Annotated in this window: 24 protein-coding genes; 13 read left to right on the plus strand and 11 right to left on the minus strand. The window is 70.6% G+C overall.

All coding sequences use genetic code 11. From position 1 onward, the window contains the following. The first annotated feature begins 99 nt into the window (after nt 1-99). The 3 genes from JJQ90_RS04795 to JJQ90_RS04805 all read left to right on the plus strand — a co-directional run bounded on the left by JJQ90_RS04795 (nt 100) and on the right by JJQ90_RS04805 (nt 2,231). A complete protein-coding gene (locus tag JJQ90_RS04795; RefSeq protein ID WP_216873302.1) occupies nt 100-384 on the plus strand; it encodes a UxaA family hydrolase in 285 nt (94 codons plus the stop codon). A 13-nt stretch (nt 385-397) separates the two neighbouring features. Continuing rightward, nucleotides 398-1,573: a UxaA family hydrolase gene (locus tag JJQ90_RS04800; protein WP_329959369.1), complete on the plus strand. Its 1,176-nt coding sequence runs from the start codon at nt 398-400 to the stop codon at nt 1,571-1,573. Between the two features lie 73 nt (nt 1,574-1,646). Beyond that, nucleotides 1,647-2,231, plus strand: coding sequence for an HD domain-containing protein (locus tag JJQ90_RS04805; RefSeq protein WP_216873304.1), 585 nt, complete (start codon nt 1,647-1,649; stop codon nt 2,229-2,231). Nucleotides 2,232-2,237: 6 nt separating this feature from the next. Here the strand turns inward: JJQ90_RS04805 and JJQ90_RS04810 are convergent, their stop codons facing one another. Further along, complete coding sequence (locus JJQ90_RS04810) at nt 2,238-3,056, minus strand: S49 family peptidase (protein WP_216873305.1); 819 nt, start codon at nt 3,054-3,056, stop codon at nt 2,238-2,240. 101 nt (nt 3,057-3,157) lie between these two features. On the opposite strand from JJQ90_RS04810, the gene JJQ90_RS04815 reads away from it, so the two are divergent. From JJQ90_RS04815 to JJQ90_RS04830, 4 genes are read left to right on the plus strand one after another with little or no spacing between them, the layout of a single operon-like run. Continuing rightward, nucleotides 3,158-4,357: an FAD-dependent oxidoreductase gene (locus JJQ90_RS04815; protein ID WP_216873306.1), complete on the plus strand. Its 1,200-nt coding sequence runs from the start codon at nt 3,158-3,160 to the stop codon at nt 4,355-4,357. Continuing rightward, nucleotides 4,354-4,977: an isochorismatase family protein gene (locus JJQ90_RS04820; RefSeq protein WP_216873308.1), complete on the plus strand. Its 624-nt coding sequence runs from the start codon at nt 4,354-4,356 to the stop codon at nt 4,975-4,977. The genes JJQ90_RS04815 and JJQ90_RS04820 overlap by 4 nt, the downstream gene beginning before the upstream one ends. Next, nucleotides 4,898-5,236, plus strand: a complete 339-nt coding sequence (locus JJQ90_RS04825; RefSeq protein ID WP_216873309.1) for a type II toxin-antitoxin system RelE/ParE family toxin — start codon at nt 4,898-4,900, stop codon at nt 5,234-5,236. The genes JJQ90_RS04820 and JJQ90_RS04825 overlap by 80 nt, the downstream gene beginning before the upstream one ends. Before the next feature lie 11 nt (nt 5,237-5,247). Beyond that, entirely contained in the window at nt 5,248-5,583 is a 336-nt protein-coding gene (locus JJQ90_RS04830; protein WP_230410336.1) for a HigA family addiction module antitoxin, read from the plus strand. A 4-nt stretch (nt 5,584-5,587) separates the two neighbouring features. Here JJQ90_RS04830 and JJQ90_RS04835 read toward each other — a convergent pair whose 3' ends face one another. Together JJQ90_RS04835 and ygfZ are read right to left on the minus strand one after the other, a co-directional pair. Then, nucleotides 5,588-6,217, minus strand: coding sequence for a phosphotransferase family protein (locus JJQ90_RS04835; protein WP_216873310.1), 630 nt, complete (start codon nt 6,215-6,217; stop codon nt 5,588-5,590). A 98-nt stretch (nt 6,218-6,315) separates the two neighbouring features. Then, complete coding sequence (ygfZ, locus tag JJQ90_RS04840) at nt 6,316-7,149, minus strand: CAF17-like 4Fe-4S cluster assembly/insertion protein YgfZ (protein ID WP_216873312.1); 834 nt, start codon at nt 7,147-7,149, stop codon at nt 6,316-6,318. Nucleotides 7,150-7,255: 106 nt separating this feature from the next. Here ygfZ and JJQ90_RS04845 point away from each other — a divergent pair, with 106 nt between their 5' ends. Genes JJQ90_RS04845 through asnB form a run of 3 tightly spaced genes read left to right on the plus strand, consistent with a single transcriptional unit; the run spans nt 7,256 to nt 10,985 of the window. After that, complete coding sequence (locus JJQ90_RS04845; protein ID WP_216873313.1) at nt 7,256-8,170, plus strand: glycosyltransferase family 9 protein; 915 nt, start codon at nt 7,256-7,258, stop codon at nt 8,168-8,170. 14 nt (nt 8,171-8,184) lie between these two features. Then, nucleotides 8,185-9,219 (plus strand): glycosyltransferase, encoded by a 1,035-nt coding sequence (locus JJQ90_RS04850; protein ID WP_216873315.1) that lies wholly within the window; start codon nt 8,185-8,187, stop codon nt 9,217-9,219. Then, nucleotides 9,219-10,985 (plus strand): asparagine synthase (glutamine-hydrolyzing), encoded by a 1,767-nt coding sequence (gene asnB, locus JJQ90_RS04855; protein ID WP_216873317.1) that lies wholly within the window; start codon nt 9,219-9,221, stop codon nt 10,983-10,985. Before JJQ90_RS04850 ends, asnB begins: the two co-directional genes overlap by 1 nt. Nucleotides 10,986-11,113: 128 nt before the next feature. On the opposite strand, the gene JJQ90_RS04860 is transcribed toward asnB, so the two are convergent. The 3 genes from JJQ90_RS04860 to JJQ90_RS04870 form a co-directional block, all read right to left on the minus strand. Next, a complete protein-coding gene (locus JJQ90_RS04860) occupies nt 11,114-11,713 on the minus strand; it encodes a glutathione S-transferase N-terminal domain-containing protein (RefSeq protein ID WP_216873318.1) in 600 nt (199 codons plus the stop codon). Between the two features lie 64 nt (nt 11,714-11,777). Next, the gene (locus JJQ90_RS04865; RefSeq protein ID WP_216873319.1) at nt 11,778-12,956 is read right to left on the minus strand and encodes an aminotransferase; all 1,179 of its coding nucleotides are present in this window, start codon (nt 12,954-12,956) and stop codon (nt 11,778-11,780) included. Beyond that, a complete protein-coding gene (locus JJQ90_RS04870) occupies nt 12,953-13,660 on the minus strand; it encodes a DNA-3-methyladenine glycosylase family protein (RefSeq protein ID WP_216873320.1) in 708 nt (235 codons plus the stop codon). The genes JJQ90_RS04865 and JJQ90_RS04870 overlap by 4 nt, the downstream gene beginning before the upstream one ends. Before the next feature lie 253 nt (nt 13,661-13,913). On the opposite strand from JJQ90_RS04870, the gene JJQ90_RS04875 reads away from it, so the two are divergent. Then, entirely contained in the window at nt 13,914-14,642 is a 729-nt protein-coding gene (locus tag JJQ90_RS04875) for a response regulator (protein WP_216873321.1), read from the plus strand. Between the two features lie 2 nt (nt 14,643-14,644). Further along, complete coding sequence (locus JJQ90_RS04880; protein WP_216873324.1) at nt 14,645-15,991, plus strand: ATP-binding protein; 1,347 nt, start codon at nt 14,645-14,647, stop codon at nt 15,989-15,991. Between the two features lie 102 nt (nt 15,992-16,093). Here the strand turns inward: JJQ90_RS04880 and JJQ90_RS04885 are convergent, their stop codons facing one another. Then, a complete protein-coding gene (locus JJQ90_RS04885; RefSeq protein ID WP_216873326.1) occupies nt 16,094-16,300 on the minus strand; it encodes a hypothetical protein in 207 nt (68 codons plus the stop codon). A 150-nt stretch (nt 16,301-16,450) separates the two neighbouring features. On the opposite strand from JJQ90_RS04885, the gene JJQ90_RS04890 reads away from it, so the two are divergent. Further along, entirely contained in the window at nt 16,451-17,011 is a 561-nt protein-coding gene (locus JJQ90_RS04890; RefSeq protein ID WP_216873327.1) for a hypothetical protein, read from the plus strand. Nucleotides 17,012-17,021: 10 nt separating this feature from the next. Here JJQ90_RS04890 and JJQ90_RS04895 read toward each other — a convergent pair whose 3' ends face one another. The 4 genes from JJQ90_RS04895 to JJQ90_RS04910 all read right to left on the minus strand — a co-directional run bounded on the left by JJQ90_RS04895 (nt 17,022) and on the right by JJQ90_RS04910 (nt 20,603). Continuing rightward, a complete protein-coding gene (locus JJQ90_RS04895) occupies nt 17,022-17,438 on the minus strand; it encodes a hypothetical protein (protein WP_216873328.1) in 417 nt (138 codons plus the stop codon). Between the two features lie 158 nt (nt 17,439-17,596). Beyond that, complete coding sequence (locus JJQ90_RS04900; protein WP_216873771.1) at nt 17,597-18,637, minus strand: ABC transporter ATP-binding protein; 1,041 nt, start codon at nt 18,635-18,637, stop codon at nt 17,597-17,599. A 17-nt stretch (nt 18,638-18,654) separates the two neighbouring features. Then, nucleotides 18,655-19,665, minus strand: a complete 1,011-nt coding sequence (locus tag JJQ90_RS04905) for an ABC transporter ATP-binding protein (RefSeq protein ID WP_216873329.1) — start codon at nt 19,663-19,665, stop codon at nt 18,655-18,657. Nucleotides 19,666-19,673: 8 nt separating this feature from the next. Continuing rightward, nucleotides 19,674-20,603, minus strand: coding sequence for an ABC transporter permease (locus JJQ90_RS04910; RefSeq protein WP_216873330.1), 930 nt, complete (start codon nt 20,601-20,603; stop codon nt 19,674-19,676). Between the last annotated feature and the right edge of the window lie 12 nt (nt 20,604-20,615).

Here is a 20,615-nt window from a genome sequence, read left to right on the forward strand (position 1 = left end):
GCGTTCCTGCCCCCAGCAATGGCACGTCCGGGGGGATGGTTGAAGGGGGCGCGGCCCGCGCCTAGGGTGCGACCGGGACACGGCTTCAGGGGGGAACAGATGACGATCCATTTCGTCGTCCATGATGAAGGCGACAGCGTGGGCGTGGTGGTGGTGGAAGGCCTGAAGGCCGGCACCCGGCTGAACGGCTGGATCATGGACCAGGACAAGATGATGGAATTCGACGCGAAGTCGGACATTCCCATCGGCCACAAGCTGGCCATCCGCGCCATCGCCCAGGGCGATACCATCATGAAATACGGCACGGATATCGGCCGCGCGGTGGCCGATATCGGCGCCGGCGAGCATCTGCACGTCCACAACGTCAAGACCAAGCGCTGGTAAGGGAACGCATCCGATGGGCCTGAACCTGAGAGAGGCCAGCTTCGAAGGCTGGCGGCGCGAGAATGGCCGGATGGGCGTGCGCAACCACGTCATCATCCTGCCGGTGGACGATCTTTCGAACGCGGCCGCCGAGGCGGTGGCGAACAACATCAAGGGCGCGCTGGCCATCCCGCACGCCTATGGCCGGCTGCAATTCGGCGCCGACCTCGACCTGCATTTCCGGACGCTGATCGGCACGGGGACCAACCCGAATGTCGCCGGCGTGGTGGTCATCGGCATCGAACCGGGCTGGACCGGCAAGATCGTCGAGGGCATCGCCAAGTCCGGCAAGCCGGTGGAAGGCTTCGCGATCGAGCAGAACGGCGACATCAACACCATCGCCAGCGCGTCGCGCGCCGCCTACCGGCTGGTCAAGCATGCGTCCAAGTTGAAGAAGACCAAGGCGCCGCTGGTGGAGCTGTGGGTCTCGACCAAGTGTGGCGAGAGCGACACGACCTCCGGCCTCGCGTCGTGCCCCACCGTCGGCAATTCCTATGACAAGCTCTGGGCCAACGGCAACACGCTGGTCTTCGGCGAGACCACGGAGCTGACCGGCGGCGAGCACCTCGTGGCCGCGCGCTGCAAGACGCCGGAAATCCGCACGCAGTTCATGGCGATGTTCGACCGCTACCAGCGCGTGGTGGAAGCGAACAAGACCAGCGACCTGTCCGACAGCCAGCCGACCAAGGGCAATATCGAGGGTGGCCTGACCACCATCGAGGAAAAGGCGCTCGGCAACATCACCAAGATCGGCAAGAAGTGCACGGTCGATGGCGTGCTGGACAAGGCCGAGGTGCCGACCCATGCCGGGCTGTGGTTCATGGACAGCTCCTCCGCCGCGGCGGAGATGGTAACGCTCTGCGCCGCTTCCGGCTTCGCGGTGCACACCTTCCCCACGGGGCAGGGCAATGTCATCGGCAACCCGATCCTGCCGGTCATCAAGCTGACGGCGAACCCGCGCACGCAGCGCACCATGTCCGAACATATCGACGTCGACGTGACCGGGCTGCTGCAGAAGCAGATGAACATGGACGAGGCCGGGGAGGCGCTGCTGGATTGCATCCTGCGCACCGCCGATGGCGAGCTGACGGCGGCCGAGCTTCTGGGCCACCGCGAATTCAGCCTGACGCGGCTTTACGAAAGCGCCTGACAAGCGACTGGCGCCAGACTAAAGGCGGATCGCCGGGCGGGCACCTCGCCCGGCGATCCTTCAAAGTGACGGCATGACCCCGGCCATCCTCGCCGACCTCCAGCACCGTCACGCCGAGCCGCATCGCGCCTGGCACAATTGGGCGCGCATCTCCGCCATGCTGGGAATGGCGGAGGAGGTTTCGCATGCGCTGGCGGACCGGCCGGCCTTCATCCTGGCCGTGATGTTCCACACCGCCGTCTTCGATCGCGGCGTGCCCGATTGCGCCGCGCAATCCATCGCCCTGCTGCAACGCCATCTCGGCCGGGCGATGCCGCCGCATATGCTGGCGCGGGCGGAGGCGCTGATCCAGGCCGTGCTGCGCCAGGAACCGCCGGATACCGAGGATCCCGGCCTGCGCGCCGATGCCGCGCTGCTGCTCGACCTCGACAATGCGCCGCTGGGCGAATCGGCCGAGCGCTATGCGGATTACGAGGCCGCAATCCGCCACGAATTCGCCCATCTGCCGGAGGAACGCTACCGCATGGGCCGCATCGCCGCGCTTCAGATGCTGCTCTGGCGCAGCCGCCTCTATCTGACCGACCGCTTCTACCTGGACCGCGAGAAGCGGGCGCGGCGCAATATCGAGGCGATGCTGGACCGGCTGCACGGCGATTGAAGGTGGCTAGACCCCCAGCCGTGCCCAGGCAGCTCTTTCCTCCACCGCCGCCATCGCGCCTTCCGCCAGCGCGGCGCCGGATAGCAGCCGCAGCGGCCAGGGCGGGCGGCGCGCGCCGATGTTCACCACCTGCGCCTTTTCCCCGAATCGGGCGCGCAGATCGGCCGAGGACTCCCCCAGCCGATCCGCCAGGCCGAGTTCCACCGCCCGCCTGCCGATCCAGAAGCGGCCGCTGAACAGCTCCGATTCCGGCGCCGTCAGCTTCGCCCCGCGCCGGCTCCGGACCCAGTCCCGGAAGGTCTCGTGCAGGTCGCCCAGCAGCGCCTCCAGCCGCGCCACATCCTCCGGCTCCTCCGGGCGGAAGGGGTCGAGGAAGCTCTTGTTCTCCCCGGCCGTGTGCAGGCGGCGGCGCACGCCGATGCGGCCGATCGCCTCCTCCAGCCCGAAGCCAGCGCTGATGACGCCGATGGAGCCCAAAATGCTGGCCGGGTCGGCCACAATCTCATCCGCCGCGCAGGCCAGCCAATAGCCGCCGGAGGCTGCCGCATCCTCGACATAGGCGGTGACGGGGACCTTCTTCTCCTCCGCCAGCCGGCGGATGCGCTGGGCCACCAGGCTGGACTGAACCGGCGACCCGCCGGGCGAGTTGATGATCAGCGCCACGGCCGACAGGCGCTTGATGGCGAAGGCGCGCTCGATCAGCGGGCCGGTGGCCTGGGCGCTGATGCCGGCGGCGGCGAAGGCGCTGGCCGGGCGCGCGGCGATCAGGCCGGACAGCCGCAGCACGGCGATGCGGGGGGCTTTGGACAGGAAGGGAATCTGCATCCTTCCCAGATACGCCGCCGCCCCGGCGGAACAAGGCGGCACCCCTTCCGCCCGGCCTCGTGACGGGTCATTGTCCGGACAACATCTCCCGAGGGTTCCCGATGGCCAAGCCTTCCCCCGTCCTCATTGCCGGCGCCGGCCCGGTCGGCATGGTCGCCGCCGCCTATCTGGCCGGGGAGGGTATTCCGGTGACGGTGGTGGAGCAGGCGCGGGAACTGCCGAGCGACCTCCGCGCCTCCACCTTCCACCCGCCGACGCTCGACATGCTCGGCAAATTCGGCGTCGTGGACAGCCTGATCGAACAGGGGCTGGTCTGCCCGAACTGGCAGTTCCGCGACCGCGCCACCGGCCCCATCGCCACCTTCGACATGGGCGTGCTCTCCGCCGACACCGACCACCCCTATCGCCTGCAATGCGAGCAGTGGCGGCTGACGCAGATGCTGCGCGACCGGATGGCGGCGAACCCGGAGGTCACCTTCATCTACGACGCCCGCGCCACGGATGTGACGCAGGATGCGGATGGCGTGACGCTGACCATCGAGCGCGCGGATGGTAGCACGGAAAAGCTGGCCGGCAGCTACCTGATCGGCGCCGATGGCGCGCGCAGCGCCGTGCGCCGCGCGGTGGGCACGGAATTCCGCGGCCAGACGATTCCCGAAATCTTCCTGTCGATGTCCACCACCTTCCCCTTCCATGAGGCGATCCCGGACCTCGCGGATATCTCCTACATCTCCGACCCGCAGGAATGGTTCGTGCTGCTGCGCACCGCCTCGCTCTGGCGCGTGCTGTTCCCGACCGATCCGGAGGAGACGGAGGAGCAGATGACGGCGCCGGCGCGGATGAACGAACGCCTGCAGGCCGTGGTGCCGAACCCGGCGGGCTATGAGGTGGTGCATCGCACCGGCTACCGGGTGCATGAGCGGGTGGTGGACGACTACGTCCATGGCCGCGTCTTCCTGGCCGGCGATGCCGCCCACATCAACAACCCGCTCGGCGGCATGGGCATGAATGGCGGCATCCATGATGCCTTCAACCTGGCGGAGAAGCTGACCGCCGTCTGGAAGGGCGCCGACCTTGCCAGCATGGGCCGCTACCAGCGCCAGCGCCGCAAGGTGGCGCTCGACGTCGTGCAGCAGCAGGCGCTGCGCAACCGGCAGATCCTGAACCAGCGCGACCCGGAAGCGCGCCGGGCCTATCACGACGAGCTGCGCGCCACGGTCGCCGACCCCGCGCGCCACCGCGCCTATCTGCTACGCTCGTCCATGATCCAATCCCTGCGAGACCTGGAGAGCGTGGCATGAGCGGACATCCCGAGGCCGAGATCTACCACCGCCAGGGCATGGGCAAGACCGCCGGCATGGGCCAGCGCCCGGCGCTGGTCATGGTCGATTTCGTGGTGGGTTTTGCCGACCCCGCGCATTTCGGCGGCGGCAATATCGCGCCGGCCATCGAACAGACGGTGAAGCTCCTCGCCTTCGCCCGCGCCCGCAAATGGCCGGTGGCGCATACCCGCGTGGTCTATGCCGAGGATGGGTCGGATGCCGGCGTCTTCACCCTGAAGGCCCCTTCCCTACTGAAGCTGACCGAGCATTCGCCCCTGTCGCAGATCGTGCCGGAACTGACCCCGCTGCCCGGCGAGCACATCGTCCGCAAGCAGGGTGCCAGCGGCTTCTTCGACACCAACCTCGCTTCCTGGCTGCGCTACCAGGGCGCGGACACGCTGGTGGTCACGGGCTGCACCACCAGCGGCTGCGTGCGCGCGACCGTGGTGGACAGCCTGCAGCACAACTTTCGAACCATCGTCGCGACGGATTGCGTCGGCGACCGCGCGATCGGGCCGCATGAGGCGAACCTGTTCGACATGGGCCAGAAATACGCGGATTTGCTCACGCGGTCGGAGATCGAGGCGGCTGCGGGGTGACAAGTCCGCCGCGGTCTTCCTCGGCATCCTGCCCAAGGGATTTCCGACGGAGATCGCGCAGGTCGCCCAGCGCAAGCTTCGCATCCTGAATGCCGCGACCGGCCTGGACGATCTCAAATTGCCTCCGAACATTCGGCTGGAAGCGCTGAGGAGGGGTCGTGTGGGCCAGCACAGCACCCGCATCAACCAGCAGTGGTGCCTCTGCTTCGTCTGGCGCGACGGCGATGCCTACGATGTCGAGATCGTGGACTGCTATTGAGGAATGCAGACATGTCGACCAGCTTCACCCGCGAGGATCTGGAAGCCGGCATTGTCGATCTGGCCGACATCGACAGTGGCCTGCGCCTGGAGGATGTGACGCCCGGCGCGATCCTGCGGGCCGAGTTCATGGACCCGCTGGACCTCTCGGCGCGGCGGCTGGCAAGCGAGCTGGGCGTTCCGCCCAACCGCATCAACGGCATCCTGAACGGCACCCGCGCCATCACCGCGGAAACCACCATCCCGCTGGCACGGCGCTTCGGCAATGCGCCGCGCTTCTGGCTGAACCTGCAACTGGACCACGATCTTGCCGCCGCGCTGCGCGCCGCCGGGTGCCGCGCGGCCTGACCGCCTACAGCGCCCCGCTGAACAGCGCGGCATTCGCGACCGTGAAGCGCATCTCCCGCTCCGACCAGTCGATCACCTCCTGGATTTTTGCCAGTGGCGTCGGTGGCCCGTCGAAATGCGCCAGGCGTTGCTGCCACAGCGCCATGTTCGCGGCCTGCCGCTGGATAATGGCCGCGACAAATCCCTGCCGCCCCGCCGTATCCAGCCCATAGGCGTCCACAAGGCAGCCCAACTGCGCCGCCTGGATCGCCGGCGGCCCGCGGTCGGGGCGGGAGGAGATGCACCAGCTCCAGCCCATATAGGCGAGGTCGACCAGGGCCTCGCCCGGCGCGGCATAGTCGAAGTCGATGAAGGCCACGGGGCGGCCGGACTGGAACACCGTATTGTTCGGCCCGGCATCATGGTGGCAGACCACCGGGCTGGCGCCGGCCAGGGCGCTGCCGCGCGTCGCCTCGTGGAAGCCGCGCAGCAGCCGCGCCGCCTCGGCCACCTGATCATCCCCAAAGTAACGAAACTTGGCGGGCACCTCGCCGGGGATATAGCCAAACACGTCCCGCCCCGCCGCATCCTCGCCCAGGTGCCGGGGCACGGCCGCAAAACCCACCGCCTCCAGATGCCGCAGCAGGTCCCGCACAAAATCAGAAGAGTCCTTGCGCGGGCGCCGCACCGTATCGCCAACCCGCACCACGCCGCGCGTGTCGCGACCACCCGACAGGGGTTGCTCCCGCGGCGTCACTCGGCGGCGGCGGGCAGCTTCATCCAGCCCGGCACGGCGGGCGTCAGCACCGCGCCATCGGCGGTCAGCGTCACGCCCGGCACCAGCGCATCCAGCCGCAGCAGCGCCAGCCCGTGGCCATCGCGGGCGGAGCGCATGGCGCCCACCTCCACCCCGTCGCGCAGCACCGGGGTGCCGGCCGGTGGCAGGCCGCCCGCCACGGTCACGGGGACGATCCGGCGCTTCAGCAGCCCGCGATATTTGGTCCGCGCCGTCAGCTCCTGCCCCATGTAGCAGCCCTTGGACCAGGACACGCCGCCGAGCTCGTCGAAGCCGGCCTCCAGCAGCACGGTCTTCTCCGCCTCCAGGTCGCGGGAGCCATCGGGCAGGCCGAGGCGCAGCCGGTGCAGGTCCCAATCCGCCTCCGTCGCATCCGCCACCGGCAGCGGCGCGGCACGATCCGCCAGCAGGCGCCAGCCGGCCTCCGGCAGGCGCGGATCGGGGGCGGCGATCATGCCGGGCGGCGGCGGCGTGCCGCCCCAGGCCGCCAGCACCGCCAGCTCCGCCGAGGCATCGCGCAGCGTCACCTTGGCGCGCAGCCGGAAGCGCGACAGGCGCTGGACGAGCATTTCGGCCTGGTTGGCCTCCACATCCAGCAGCAGGCGCTCGGCCTCTGCCAGGATGAAGAAATCGGCCAGCCACTTGCCCTGCGGCGTCAGCAGCGCGGCCCAGACCGCGCGTTCGGGCGTGGCGGCGGCGACGTCGTTGGAGACAAGGCCCTGCAGGAAGCCGAGCCGGTCCGGCCCGGTCAGCTCCACAACGCCACGTCCGCTGAGATGGGTGATCGGCATCTGCGGGACATGGGCGGGACGCTGTGCAGATGCAACATGGCGAAGTGCAATCCGGCGCCATCCCGGTTGGGGCGGCTCCGAAGGCCGTGCTATGGCCGCGCCCTGCATGCGCATCCTGTTCGTCACAGCCACCCGGATCGGCGATGCGGTCCTGTCCACAGGGCTGCTCGACCACCTGCTCCGCACCCATCCGGGGGCGCGGATCACGGTTGCCTGCGGCCCGGCGGCGGCCGGCGTCTTCGCCCGCATGCCGGGGCTGGAAAAGCTGATCGTGCTGGCCAAGCGGCGCGGGTCGCTGCACTGGCTCGAGCTGTGGCGGCAGGTGGCCTTCACCCGCTGGGACCTGGTGGTGGATTTGCGCGCCTCCGCGCTCGCCTGGCTGGTGCCGGCGCGGCGGCGGCTGACGGGCAAGGGCGGGCGACGGGCCGGGCATCGCCTGACCCATCTCGGCGCGCTCTTCGGCCTGGCGCCGCCGCCGCTGCCGGTCGCCTGGACGGCGCCGGAGGATGCGGCCCGCGCCACCGCCCTGCTGCCCGGCGGCCCGTGGCTCGTGCTCGGGCCGACCGCCAACTGGTCCCAGAAGGTCTGGCCGGCGGATCGCTTCGTGCAGGTGGCACAGGCACTGACCGCCCCCGCTGGCGCGCTGGCCGGCGCGCGGATCGCGGTGCTGGGCGGCCCGGGGCCTGGGGAGCGGGAGATGGCGGCACCGGTGCTCGCCGCCTTTCCGGGGGCGGTGGACCTTGTGGGCAGTCTCGCCTTGCCGGAGGTCGCGGCGGTGCTGCGCCGGGCGGCGCTGTTCCTCGGCAATGATTCCGGCCTGATGCACCTGGCAGCTGCGACGGGGGTGCCGACCATCGGCCTGTTCGGCCGCAGCAGCGCCGCCGAATACGGCCCGACCGGCCCGCATGCCGTGGCGGTGGAGGCCGATGGCCCGCCCTTCGAATCGCCGATGACCGACCTGCCCGCCGAGCGCGTGCTGGATGCGGCGAACCGCCTGCTGGCCCGGCCGGTGGCGGCGTGAGAGTGGCGCATGTCATGGCCGGCGCCCCCCATGGCGGGGCCGAGGCCTTTTTCGAACGCCTGGTCCTCGCCCAGCACCGCGCCGGGATGGATGTGCTGGCCGTGATCCGGCGGGATGCGGGCCGCGCCGCGCGCCTCACGGAGGCCGGGCTGCCCCCCACACAACTCCGCTTTGGCGGTCCCCTGGACTGGCTGACCGCGCCACGCCTGCGGCGCGAGCTGAAAACATTCCGGCCGCGGGTGGTGGTGGCCTGGATGAGCCGCGCCGCCGGCTTCGCCCGTGCCGCCTCCGGCCGCAATCCGCCCTGGGCCATGACGGGGCGGCTCGGCGGGGCCTATCCGCTGCGGCACTACAGCGCCTGCGACCTGCTGGCCGCCAATACCCAGGGGCTGTGCGACTGGATCACGGCGCAGGGCTGGCCGGCGGATCGGGTGCGGCGGGTGCCCAATTTCGCTGCCGACCTGTTGGGCACGCCGCCCGCCACCCTGCCCTTCGCACCGGGCGCCATCCCGCTGCTGGCCATGGGCCGGCTGCATCCCAACAAGGATTTCGCCACGCTGCTGCGCGCCATGGCGCTGCTGCCGGGGCAGGTGCATCTGGCGCTGGCCGGGGACGGGCCAGAACGGATCATGCTCGAAACCCTGGCCGGGGAACTCGGGCTGGGCCGGCGGGTTGCCTTCCTCGGCTGGCGCCAGGATGTGGGCGCGCTGCTGGCGGCCAGCCGCATGCTGGTGGTCCCGTCGCGGATCGAGCCCTTGGGGAATGTCGTGCTGGAAGGTTTTTCCGCGAGCCGCCCCGTCGTCGCCACCCTGGCCGATGGGCCGCGCGAGGTCATCAGGCCGGAGGAGAACGGGATGCTGGTGCCGATTGGCGACGCGCCGGCGCTGGCCGCCGCCATCACCACCCTGCTCGACCAGCCGGAGCGCGCGGAGGCCCTCGCCGCCGCTGGCCGCGCCGCCTTCCTGGCCGAACATGCGGAAGCCGCCGGGCTGGCCGCCTGGGCGCGGTTCCTGGAGGAAGCCGCACGCCGGCATGGGAGCCTCGCCTGATGTGCGGCATCGCCGGCCTCGCCTTGCGCCCAGGCCTGACGCCCGATCCCGCGCTCCTGAAGGCCATGCTCGCCGCCCTGGCGCATCGCGGCCCGGATGGGGAGGGCGTGCATATCGCCGACAATGTCGGCCTCGCCCATAACCGCCTGGCGATCATCGACCTGGCGACCGGCGACCAGCCCTTGTTCGCCGGCCCGGCCACGCTGGTCGCGAATGGCGAGGTCTACAACTACATCGAGCTGCGGCAGGCCCATGCGCTGGTTTGCGCGACCGGATCCGACTGCGAACCGCCGCTGCACCTGTACCGCCGCGACGGCATCGAGGCGACGGCGCAGGCGATGCGCGGCATGTATGCGATGGCGCTGCACGACCGCGCCACGCGCCGCCTGGTGCTGACGCGCGACCCCTTCGGCATCAAGCCCATGTACCTGGCCGAGGTGGAGGGCGGCATCGCCTTCGCCTCCGAACCCCAGGCGCTGATCGCCGCCGGGCTGGTGCGGCCACAGGTGCGGGCGGAGGCGCGGGACGAGCTGCTGCAATCGCAGTTCACCACCGGCGCCGAGACCATCTTTGCCGGCATTTCCCGAATTCTGCCCGGCGAAACCGTGGTGATCGCCGATGGCGCCATCGTGGAGCGCCACCGCCGCGCCGCGCTGCCGGAAGGCGGGCCGGTGCCGATGACGGAGGAACAGGCGCTGTCCCGCCTCGACGCCGCCTTCGAGGACAGCGTGCGGCTGCATCAGCGGGCCGATGTGCCCTACGGCCTGTTCCTCTCGGGCGGCATCGATTCCGGGGCCGTGCTGGCGATGATGGCGCGGCTGAACAGCCAGCCCGTGCGCGCCTTCACCGCCAGCTTCGACGTGCCCGGCGCGGCGGATGAACGCGCGGCGGCGGAGGCGGCGGCGAAGGCGCATGGCGCGCTTCACACCACCATCACCGTGACCGAGGCGGATGTCTGGCGCGAATTACCAAAAATCGTCGCGGCGATGGACGATCCGGCGGCGGATTACGCCATCATCCCCACCTGGTTCCTGGCCCAGCGGGCGCGCCAGAATGTGAAGGTGGTGCTCTCCGGGGAGGGTGGGGACGAGCTGTTCGGCGGCTATGGCCGCTATCGCAGCGCCATGCGCCCCTGGTGGCTCTGGGGCCGCCGGCCGCGCGCCACGGGCGCCTTCGACCATGTGCAGCATGTGCTGCGGGAGACGCCGCGCGCCTGGCGGGACGGCATCACGGCGGCGGAGGCCGCGACCGCCCTGCCCGGCCGCAGCCGGCTTCAGGCGGCGCAGGCGGCCGATATCGCCGACTGGCTGCCGAACGACCTGCTGACGAAGCTCGACCGCTGCCTGATGGCCCATGCGGTGGAGGGGCGGACGCCCTTCCTCGACCCGGCGGTGGCGGACTGCGCCTTTCGCCTGCCGGATTCGCTCAAGGTGCGCGGCCGCACCGGCAAGTGGCTGTTGCGGGCCTGGACTGCCCGGCATGTGCCGGGGGCGAAGCCCTTCGCCGCCAAGCAGGGCTTTACGGTGCCGGTCGCCGCCTGGATCGGCGGGGTGGGGGAGCGTCTGGGGCCGCTGGTCGCGGCGCAGGCCGGGGTGGCGGAGGTGGCCCGGCCGGATCGCGTCGCCGCCCTGTTCCGCAACGCCGCCGGCGACAAGCATCGCGGCTTCGCCGCCTGGCACCTGCTGTTCTACGCCCTGTGGCACCGCGCCCATATCGAGCGGCGGGATGTGCAGGGCGATGTCTGGCAGGTGCTGGGCGAGCGCTGAGACATATCAACCGCCCTCAATCCCCGGGCGGAAACCTCCGGTTTCCTTGGCTTCGCCGCATAAGCGGCGGCGGCCGCTCGGACCGGTCAAGAGACCGGTCCGCTGTTGTAAGGTGCCGCCGCCCAGCCTCACCCCGCCGGCGGCGCGGTGCGGGCCATGGCGGGCAGGGCGGAGACCTTCGCAAACCAGGCCTCCAGCTTCGGATGGCCGGGCCGCCAGGGCTCATTGGCATAGCGGAAATCGAGATAGCCCAGCGCGCAGGCGATGGTGATCTCGCCGATCGTGGTCAGGGCGCCGAGCGTATCGGCCTCCGCCTCCAGCGCATCGAGCGCCCGGCTGACCTTGCCCTGCTGGGTCTCGATATAGGTGCGGCGGCCCTCATCCAGCGGCAGGGCGATTTCGCGGCGGCGCGGCTGGGTGGCGTCCATGATGCCGTCGCCGAGCGCCTGCTGGCGCAGCGCATTCCAGCGCGCCGGCCCGGCGGCGGGGAACAGCTTCGGCGCATCGCCGATGCTGTCGAGATATTCGCAGACCACCGGGCTGTCATAGAGCGACATGCCGTCATCCGTGACCAGGGTCGGGATCTTGGACAGCGGGTTGCGGGCCGGCAGCGCCGGGTCCTTGCCGGCATCCGCCCAGGCCTCGATGCGGTCGTCGATGCCGCGCTGGATGGCGCAGGCCATCGCCTTGCGGACATAGGGGCTGTTGGCGGATGTGGTCAGCTTCATGGCAGGCGAGTCCTCTCGTTTCGGCGACTTTCGGCCGCGACGGCCATCTCCACAAGCCGGTGGGTCACCCCCAGGCTTCGGCGGCCGCGCGCATCCGGCCCGGCACCTCCGCCAGCACCTCCGCCCCCGCATTGGCGAAGGCCATGCGCAGGTGGCGGTCCTGGCCGGGGCCGAAGAAGCTGCCGGGCAGGGTCATCAGCCCCTGTTCGGCGGCCAGGACTTCGGCCGCGGCCTCGGCGGATGGCGCGCCCTCCGGCAGGCGGAGATAGGCGAAGTAGGTGCCGATGGCGTCCAGCCGCCAGCCGGGCACCTGGCTGACCCCGGCGCGGAACAGCGCCGCGCGTTCGGCCATCAGCGCCCGGTTGCCGGCCCGCCAGTCGCGCAGCGCCGGCACCGCCCAGGCCAGCGCCGCCTGGGCCGGCCGCGCCGGGCAGATCTGCCAGGTGTCCAGCAGCTTTGCGAGCTGAGCCAGGAAGGCCGGGCCGCCGGCCACCGCGCCAAGCCGGTGCCCCGGCACGCAATAGGCCTTGGAAAACGAATACAAATGCACCAGCCGGTCGCCCCAGCCCGGCTCGGCGAACAGGCCATGCGGCGGGGATTGGGCGGCGGTCAGGAAGTCGCGATAGGTCTCGTCCAGCACCAGCCAGACACCGCGGTCCCGGCACAGCCTGGCGAATTGATGGATGACCTCGGGCGGATAGACCGCGCCGGTCGGGTTGTTGGGCGTGACCAGCACCAAGGCGCGGACCGGCGTGGCGTCCATCAGCACGGCGGCCTCGGCCGGGTCGGGCACAAATCCGGCCTCGGCGCGGGCGGGCAGCGGCACGGCGCGCACGCCGCGCAGGGTCAGTGCCATCTGGTGGTTGAAGTACCAGGGGGCGGGCAGCATCACCGCCTCCCCCGGCGCGGCCAGGGCCGCCATGGTCATGGCGAAGGCGAGGTTGCAGCCGGCGGTGATCGCCACATGCTCCGGCGCCATGGGCGCGCCGTAGAAGCCACTGATATCCTCGGCCAGCGCCGCGCGCAGCCCGGCATCGCCATCGATGGCGCCATAGCCGGAACAGGCGATGCTGCCCGCCGCCTGCGCCAGCCGGGCGAGCAGTTCGGGCGGCGGCGGGTAGCCGGGCACCGCCTGGGTCAGGTCCAGCGCCGCGCCGGCCGCGCCGGCATAGCGGGCGGCCCAGGCACGGGCGGCGGGGATGGGTGGGGCGGCGGTCTCCAGGACCCGGTCGGACAGAATCATGCTTGGATGGTGCCGCCCCCAGGCGGGGCGGGCAATGGATCCGGCGCGTCCTCCACCAGCGGGCGGCCGGTGACATGCCGCCAATGATGCCAGAGCAGCCGCGCCGCGATGCCGCGCCAGGGCCGCCAGGCGAGCGCCATGGCCGCCAGCGCCTTCGGCGCGGGCCGCGCCGCCAGGCCCTTCAGATGCGTGACGCTGGCCGCCAAAGCGATGTCGCCACTCGGAAAAATGTCGGGCCGGGCATGGGCGAACAGCAGATGCACCTCCGCCGTCCAGGGGCCGAGGCCGCGAATCGCGACCATATGCGCCACCGCCTCCGCATCGCCCATGCCGTCCAGCAGGTCGAAGCGCAGCCGGCCCTCGATGCAGGCCAAGGCGAGCGCCCGCGCATGCGCCGCCTTGGGGCGCGACAGGCCACCGATGCCGCAGAGCACATCATCGCCCATCTCCACCAGCCCGGCCGGGTCGAGCGCGCCGGGAATGGCGGAAAGCCGCCGCCAGATGGCGCCGGCCGCCTGGTTGGAGATCTGCTGGCCGCAGATGGTGCGCAGCAGCCCGGGAAAGCCATGCGGGCGCGAGCGCCAGGGCAATGGCCCGGCCGCCGCCTCGATGCCGGCGAAATCCGGGTCGAGCAGCGCCAGCGCGGCCACCGCATCCCGCGCCCAGCCGGGCGGGTGGGGGAAGAAGATGGGCGGCGGGGACATCGGTGGGGGGCTCATCCCCGCCGCCAGTACAACACGCCACCCCGGGCTGGGAGGGGGACTCGCACGGCATAGTGGTGGCCGCGGCCCGGAATGGCGTGCCGTATTCGGGAAATGGGCCGCGCCGGTTACGCGGTCAGGGGCCGAAGCGTCAGGAAGTGCAACACCATGTTACGGCGGCCCCTGGCGTCACCCGCCGCAACAATCCCCCCGCTTTGCCGCTAGGGACCAGCGCCCGGCGCGCTATGTTACAGACATGGACCCCACAGCCCCGCATATCCTGGTGGTCGATGACGACCGGGAAATCCGCGAACTCCTCGGCAAGTTCCTGGAAAAGCAATCCTTCCGCGTGACCGCCGCACGCGATGCGCGGGAGGCGCGCAAGCTCTGGCCGCTGGGCCGCTACCATCTGGTGGTGCTCGACCTGATGATGCCGGGCGAATCCGGCCTGGACCTCGCGCGCTGGCTGCGCACGCAGTCGGAGGTGCCGATCGTGATGCTGACCGCGATGGGGGAGGAGACGGACCGCATCGTCGGCCTGGAGCTCGGCGCCGATGACTATGTCGCGAAGCCGTTCAACCCGCGCGAATTGCTGGCCCGCATCCGCGCCGTGCTGCGCCGCGCGACGGCCGACAGCAGCACCGGCCCGTCCCAGGAGCCGCCCGCCAAGGTCCTCCGCTTCGCCGGCTGGGTGCTGGAGCCGACGCGCCGGCGCCTGCTGAACCCGCAGGGCGCGGAAGTGCCGCTGACCGGCGGCGAGTACGAATTGCTGATGGTGCTGGTGGAACGCCCGAACCGGGTGCTGACGCGGGACATGCTGATGGACCTGCTGCGCGGCCGCCAGGCGGGGCCCTTCGACCGCGCCATCGATGTCGCCGTCTCCCGCCTCCGCCGCAAGCTGGAGGATGACGGGCGCAACCCGCAGGTCATCAAGACCGTGCGCGGCGGCGGCTACGTGCTCTCCGCCACCGTCGAGCGCGGCTGACCATGCGCCGCTGGCTGGGCTGGTTGTGGCCGAGCAGCCTGGCCGGGCGCACCGCGCTGGTGCTGCTGACGGGGCTGATCCTGGTGCAGGTGGCCGGGCTGACCATCCATGCGCTGGATCGCGTGGATCTGCAGCGCTACCAGCATGCGCGGGAGATTTCCCAACGCTCCTTCGGCGCCTGGCGCAGCCTGCTGCCACTGCCGCCCGACCGCCGCCAATCGGTGCTGGAGGATCTGGACATGCCGCCGGGCATGCGGATCACGCTGGATGAGGTGGCCCTCGCCCAGCCGGGCTTCCCGCCGCCGCCTCCGGGGCTGATCCGCCTGCTGCGCCTCGATGGCCTGCACCGCGCGCCCCCGCGCCTGCGGCCGCGGGAGGTGATCATCGGCACCCACGGGCATCCGGGCCGGCTGATGGTCAGCCTGCGCTTCCCCGACCAGGGCTGGCTGAACCTGCGGCTGGAGATGCCGCCGCCCCGGCCCTGGCATTCCCTGACCTTCCTCATCGCCTTCGTGCTGATGACCCTGGCCGCCCTGGCCCTGACCCTCTGGGCCGTGCGGCGGCTGACCCGGCCGGTGACGGCGCTGGCGCAGGCGGCCGACAGGCTCGGCCGCGACGTGAATGCGCCGCCTTTGCCGGAGACCGGACCGAGCGAGGTCGCCACTGCCGCGCGCGCCTTCAACACCATGGCCGAACGCATCCGGCGCTTCGTCGGCGATCGCACCCAGATGCTGGCGGCCATCGGCCACGACCTGAAGACGCCGATCACCCGGCTGAAGCTGCGCGCCGAATTCCTGGACGATGACGAGCAGCGCCGGAAGATGCTGGCCGACCTCGATGAGATGGAGGCGATGATCGCCGCCACCCTGGCCTTCGCGCGGGACGATTCGACGCGGGAGCCGTCGGTGCCGGTGGACCTCGCCTCGCTCTGCCGCACGGTGATGGATGAGGCGGCGGATGGTAGCCCGGACTATGCCGAACTCATCACCTATCTGGGGCCGGAGCATCTGACGGTGGCGGCACGGCCTGGCTCCCTGAAGCGCGCTTTGGCCAATCTGGTGGGCAATGCCGTGGCCTATGGCGGGTCCGCCACCCTGCGATTGCAGCCGCCGGTGGGCGGTGTCGTGCGGATCGTGGTGGAGGATGACGGGCCGGGCGTGCCGGAGGATGAGCTGGAGAACGTGTTCCAACCCTTCCGGCGGCTGGAGGCGAGCCGCAACCGGGAAACCGGCGGCACCGGCCTCGGCCTGCCCATCGCGCGGAACATCTTCCGGGCGCATGGCGGCGATGTGGTGCTGCGCAACCGGGCCGGCGGCGGGCTGGCGGCGCTGGCGACCTTGCCGGTCTAGAGTGCGATGCGTTCACCTTCGTTCACGCATCGCACTCTAACCTTCGTCTGAACGCGTGATTCAGACCTTCGGTGCCTTCGCACCTCCGGCCATCACGCTTCGTCACGGCCCGAACAGGGCCAGCGCCACTTCCCCGGCCACCATGCTGGCTGACAGGCCGATCCAGGACCAGCGCATCGCTTCCCTCCATGCGGGCTCCACCGGGGCCGCGCGCTGCAGAACCTGCGGCCGCGGCGGGATGCGGAGTTCGGCCGGGATGTCGCTGGCGACAGAGGCCTGGGGGCGGTAGCCGAGGGCGATGCTGCTCATGGGGGTGACTGGAACATATCAAGAACATGAACGCAAGCCGATTCATTGTCGCTTCGGCCCCATGCGTATCACGCTGTCCGACCCGGCCCACGATGCCTCTTGTGAAAGCCGGCCGGCCCCGTGAACATGGTGCCAAGCAAGGAGCGCCGCATGTCCAAGTCCGAGGGGTCCCCGCTGGCCCGACGCCTGTTGGTACTGCGCCTGGCAAGCCTGGGCGGTGCCGCGGCGCTGCCCGTTGCGGCGGCGGCGCAGAGTTCCAAGTCACCGCCGGTCGCGCCCGGTGCGCCGCCAGGGGGGAAGGGCGGCCCGGCGCCCAGCGCTCCGAATGCGCCAGGTGGCAAGGGCGGCAGCGCCCCCACCCCGCCCCCCAGCGGGGCGACCGACAGCGACCCGAATGATCCGCCAGGCCGGGGTCGTGGCGGCAACCGGCCGGGCGCCGGCACCAGCGACAGCGACCCGACCGATCCGCCGGGCCGGGGCCGTGGTGGCAGTCGGCCGGGCACCGGCGTGACCGACAGCGACCCGAATGACCCGGTGGGACGCGGCCGTGGCGGCAATCGCCCGGGCGCCGGCCCGAGCGACAGCGACCCCAGCGATCCGCCCGGCGCAGGCCGGGGGGGCGCCGCGCCGCGCAAGGGCGCCAGCGGGCCGACCGATCGCGATCCGACGGACCCGCCGGGACGCGGCCGCGGCGGCACCGTGCGGATCTGACGGCCGCCGCTCAGCCGATGGCGATGCCGCGCCCGGCGAAGAAGCGGTCGAAAACGGCCGGCGCCAGCCGGGCATCCTGCTGCGTGGCGGCCGTGTCGCCGGAGGGGTTGTTGAAGCGCAGCGCGCCCGCCCCGTCCCGGCCGAAGACGAGCACCAGATGCCCGCCGCGCGACGGCGGCGCGATGTCCGGCCGGCGGATGCCGGGATGGACGGAGGCGATGAACAGACCCTCCGGCAGGTGCTCCGCCGTCAGGTCCAGCGCGATGCGCGCGGCGATCCCCTGCCCCGCCAGCCAGGCCACAGCCCCGGCATAGATCAGGCCACGGATGTCGCCCTCCGGCGTTTCCACGTAGCCGCCCTCGGCCTGGACGCCGCGCCGGATGTCATGGATCGGCGGCACCGGCCGCCCCAGCGCGCCGAGCACCATTTGCAGACAGGCGCAGCCGCAGAGGTGCCCGGCCCAGCGGCCATATTCAGCCGCATCCGCCGCGCCGCTGGCGGCCCAGAGCGGATCGGTCGCCGCATCGCGCCCGCCGAGGAAATCCGCGACCAGCTCGCGGCTTTCCCATTGGGCGCGAAACAGGATCAGGCCGCGTCGTTCAGATGGCAGGCGCTACGCTGGCCCGGCGCGATCTCCCGCAGCTTCGGCACTTCCACCGAGCAGCGTGCGAAGGCATGCGGGCAGCGCGGGTGGAAATGGCAGCCGGGCGGCGGGTTCAGCGGCGAGGGGATTTCCCCCTTCACTGTGGCGAAGGCCCGCTTGCGATTGCCGATGCGCGGCACGCTGTTCAGCAGCGACTGGGTATAGGGGTGGTTGGCCGCGGTGAAGACGCGCTCGGTCGGCGCTTCCTCCACCACCCGGCCCAGATACATGATGACCACGCGGTCGCTCAGATGTTCCACCACGCCAAGGTCATGGCTGATGAACAGATAGGTGAGGTCCAGATCCGTCCGCAGCTTCATGAACAGGTTCAGGATCTGCGCCTGGATCGACACGTCCAGCGCTGCCACCGCCTCGTCGCAGACGATGAATTCCGGCGCCACGGCAAGGGCCCGGGCGATGCCGATGCGCTGGCGCTGGCCACCGGAGAACTGGTGCGGGTAGCGACGCTTGAAGGCGGGGTCGAGACCGGCGCGGCGCATCTGCTCATCGACATAGCTGTCGAAATTCGCGCGCGTGGTCAGGCCATGCACCAGCGGCGCCTCGCCCACGATATCGGCGACCCGCATGCGCGGGTTCAGGCTGGCATAGGGGTCCTGGAAGATCATCTGCCGGCGCAGCTTGCCGATCTTGGCAGCCTCGCCCTGCATGCCGGCCACGTCCTGGCCGTTCCACAGCACCTGGCCTTCGGATTGCGGCAGGATGCCCGCGACGATGCGGCCGAGCGTCGATTTGCCGCAGCCGGATTCACCAACCAGGCCCACCACCTCGCCTTTGCGGACGCGGAGGTCGACGCCGTCCACCGCATGGACAATCTCCTCCTTCACCGAGGCGCCGAGGCGGCGCGCCAGCTTGGCGGCGATGTCGAGCTTCTTGGCGAAGCGGCGGGTGACGCCGCGCAGCTCGACCATCGGGGTCTCGCTGTCGGAGAAGACCCGGGCGGTGCCGACGGATTCGCTTTGCATCTGCATCTGGGACTGGCTCATGCCGCCACCACCTCCTCAAGATGCGGATGATGGCAACGGGCGAGACGCCCCGGCAGCCAGGGCTTCAGTTCGGGCATCACCACGCAATCGGCCTGGGCGCGCGGGCAGCGGGCGCGGAAGGAACAGCCCTCCGGCAGGTTGAGCAGAGAGGGCGTCATGCCGGGAATCTGCCGCAGCGGCTCGCCACGCTTGTTGCGCGAAGGGACGCTGCCGATCAGGCCATGCGTGTAGGGATGCAGCGGCGCATCCAGCACCTCTCCCACATCGCCATGCTCGACGACGCGGCCGGCATACATGACGGCGATATCGTCGGCGAGGCCGGCGACCACCGACAGGTCATGGGTGATCCAGAGCATCGCCGTGCCGGTGGTGGCGCAGAGCTTCTGCACCTCCGCGAGGATCTGGCCCTGGATGGTCACGTCCAGCGCCGTGGTGGGCTCATCCGCCACGATCAGGTCGGGCCGGTGCAGCAGGGCGATGGCGATCGCCACGCGCTGGCGCATGCCGCCGGAGAACTGGTGCGGATAGGATTTCAGCCGCTCATCCGGGGATGGGATGCCGACCATGCCGAGCGCGTCGCGGGACCGGGCGCGGGCCTCATCCTCCGACACCTTCTCATGCGCCAGCACCGTCTCGATCATCTGTGTGTCGATACGGAGCACCGGGTTCAGCGTCATCATCGGGTCCTGGAAGATCATGGCGATGCGGTTGCCCCGCAGATGCCGCATCTCCTCCTCGGACAGCTTCGCCAGGTCGTTGCCCTGGAACAGGATGGAGCCGCCGACGATGCGGCCCGGCGCATCGACGAGGCCCATGATGGAAAAGCCGGTCACGGTCTTGCCGGAGCCGCTTTCGCCCACCAGCCCCAGCACCTTGCCGCGGCCGATGGTGAAGGACACGTCGTCCACCGCCCGCACCACGCCGCCGCGGGTGAAGAAATGGGTCTGGAGGTTGCGCACCTCCAGCGTCGGCGCCGCGGCCGTCGCCGGGTTGAGGGAGTCAGCCATGGGCACCCTTACTTCTGCAGCCGCGGGTTCAGCACGTCGCGCAACTGGTCGCCGACCAGGTTGATGGCGACGATCGTCACCAGCAGCGCGATGCCTGGATAGAAGGAAATCCAGTATTTGCCCGAGAGCATGTATTCGTAGCCATTGGCGATCAGCAGCCCCAGCGAGGGCTCCGTGATCGGCACGCCGAGGCCGAGGAAGGACAACGTCGCCTCCAGCGCGATAGCGCGCGCCACCTGCATGGTGCCGATGACGATCAGCGGCGGCAGGCAGTTCGGCAGCAGGTGGCGGAACAGGATGCGGTAGCGCGGCAGCGCCAGGCATTCCGCCGCCTCGATATATTCGCGCCGGCGTTCGACCAGCGCGGTGCCGCGGACGGTGCGGGCGTAATAGGCCCATTCCACCACGACGATGGCGATGACCACGTTCGTCACGGACTTGCCGAGGAACGCCAGGATCATCAGCGCGACGAGGATCGAGGGGAAGGAGAGCTGCAGGTCGACGATGCGCATGATGATGCTGTCGGTCTTGCCGCCGGCATAGGCCGCGGCGAGACCCAGCGATGCGCCCACCATGCAGGCGATGAAGGCCGAACCGGCGCCCACGGTCAGCGAGATGCGCAGCCCGTACATGATGCCGGACAGCATGTCCCGCCCCTGGTCATCGGTGCCGAGCCAGTAGGTGATCGATCCGTCGCCGGATTTCTCCCCCGGCTCCAGCCGCCCGTCCATGATGTCCAGCACCGCCAGGTCGTAGGGATCCTGCGGCGAGATGAAGGGCGCGAGGATCGCCACCACGATGATGATGGAGATCACGATCAAGCCGCCCAGGGCGAGCTTGGATTCGGCGAATTCCGAGCAGAAGCGCCGGAACGGCGTTTCCACCTTGATCTTGGCGGGGTCCTCGATGGGCGCCCCCTGGCCGACGACCGCGCTCATGCCGCGCCCCCC

This window comes from Falsiroseomonas oleicola (assembly GCF_019029495.1).
Classification (GTDB): domain Bacteria; phylum Pseudomonadota; class Alphaproteobacteria; order Acetobacterales; family Acetobacteraceae; genus Falsiroseomonas; species Falsiroseomonas oleicola.

Coding starts and splice junctions, on each gene's coding strand:
- JJQ90_RS04795 (WP_216873302.1), top strand. CDS start 100: ATGACGATCCATTTCGTCGTCCATGATGAAGGCGACAGCGTGGGCGTG.
- JJQ90_RS04800 (WP_329959369.1), top strand. CDS start 398: ATGGGCCTGAACCTGAGAGAGGCCAGCTTCGAAGGCTGGCGGCGCGAG.
- JJQ90_RS04805 (WP_216873304.1), top strand. CDS start 1,647: ATGACCCCGGCCATCCTCGCCGACCTCCAGCACCGTCACGCCGAGCCG.
- JJQ90_RS04810 (WP_216873305.1), bottom strand. CDS start 3,056: ATGCAGATTCCCTTCCTGTCCAAAGCCCCCCGCATCGCCGTGCTGCGG.
- JJQ90_RS04815 (WP_216873306.1), top strand. CDS start 3,158: ATGGCCAAGCCTTCCCCCGTCCTCATTGCCGGCGCCGGCCCGGTCGGC.
- JJQ90_RS04820 (WP_216873308.1), top strand. CDS start 4,354: ATGAGCGGACATCCCGAGGCCGAGATCTACCACCGCCAGGGCATGGGC.
- JJQ90_RS04825 (WP_216873309.1), top strand. CDS start 4,898: ATGAGGCGAACCTGTTCGACATGGGCCAGAAATACGCGGATTTGCTCA.
- JJQ90_RS04830 (WP_230410336.1), top strand. CDS start 5,248: ATGTCGACCAGCTTCACCCGCGAGGATCTGGAAGCCGGCATTGTCGAT.
- ygfZ (WP_216873312.1), bottom strand. CDS start 7,149: ATGCCGATCACCCATCTCAGCGGACGTGGCGTTGTGGAGCTGACCGGG.
- JJQ90_RS04845 (WP_216873313.1), top strand. CDS start 7,256: ATGCGCATCCTGTTCGTCACAGCCACCCGGATCGGCGATGCGGTCCTG.
- JJQ90_RS04850 (WP_216873315.1), top strand. CDS start 8,185: ATGGCCGGCGCCCCCCATGGCGGGGCCGAGGCCTTTTTCGAACGCCTG.
- asnB (WP_216873317.1), top strand. CDS start 9,219: ATGTGCGGCATCGCCGGCCTCGCCTTGCGCCCAGGCCTGACGCCCGAT.
- JJQ90_RS04860 (WP_216873318.1), bottom strand. CDS start 11,713: ATGAAGCTGACCACATCCGCCAACAGCCCCTATGTCCGCAAGGCGATG.
- JJQ90_RS04865 (WP_216873319.1), bottom strand. CDS start 12,956: ATGATTCTGTCCGACCGGGTCCTGGAGACCGCCGCCCCACCCATCCCC.
- JJQ90_RS04870 (WP_216873320.1), bottom strand. CDS start 13,660: ATGTCCCCGCCGCCCATCTTCTTCCCCCACCCGCCCGGCTGGGCGCGG.
- JJQ90_RS04875 (WP_216873321.1), top strand. CDS start 13,914: ATGGACCCCACAGCCCCGCATATCCTGGTGGTCGATGACGACCGGGAA.
- JJQ90_RS04880 (WP_216873324.1), top strand. CDS start 14,645: ATGCGCCGCTGGCTGGGCTGGTTGTGGCCGAGCAGCCTGGCCGGGCGC.
- JJQ90_RS04885 (WP_216873326.1), bottom strand. CDS start 16,300: ATGAGCAGCATCGCCCTCGGCTACCGCCCCCAGGCCTCTGTCGCCAGC.
- JJQ90_RS04890 (WP_216873327.1), top strand. CDS start 16,451: ATGTCCAAGTCCGAGGGGTCCCCGCTGGCCCGACGCCTGTTGGTACTG.
- JJQ90_RS04895 (WP_216873328.1), bottom strand. CDS start 17,438: ATGGTGCTCGGCGCGCTGGGGCGGCCGGTGCCGCCGATCCATGACATC.
- JJQ90_RS04900 (WP_216873771.1), bottom strand. CDS start 18,637: ATGCAAAGCGAATCCGTCGGCACCGCCCGGGTCTTCTCCGACAGCGAG.
- JJQ90_RS04905 (WP_216873329.1), bottom strand. CDS start 19,665: ATGGCTGACTCCCTCAACCCGGCGACGGCCGCGGCGCCGACGCTGGAG.
- JJQ90_RS04910 (WP_216873330.1), bottom strand. CDS start 20,603: ATGAGCGCGGTCGTCGGCCAGGGGGCGCCCATCGAGGACCCCGCCAAG.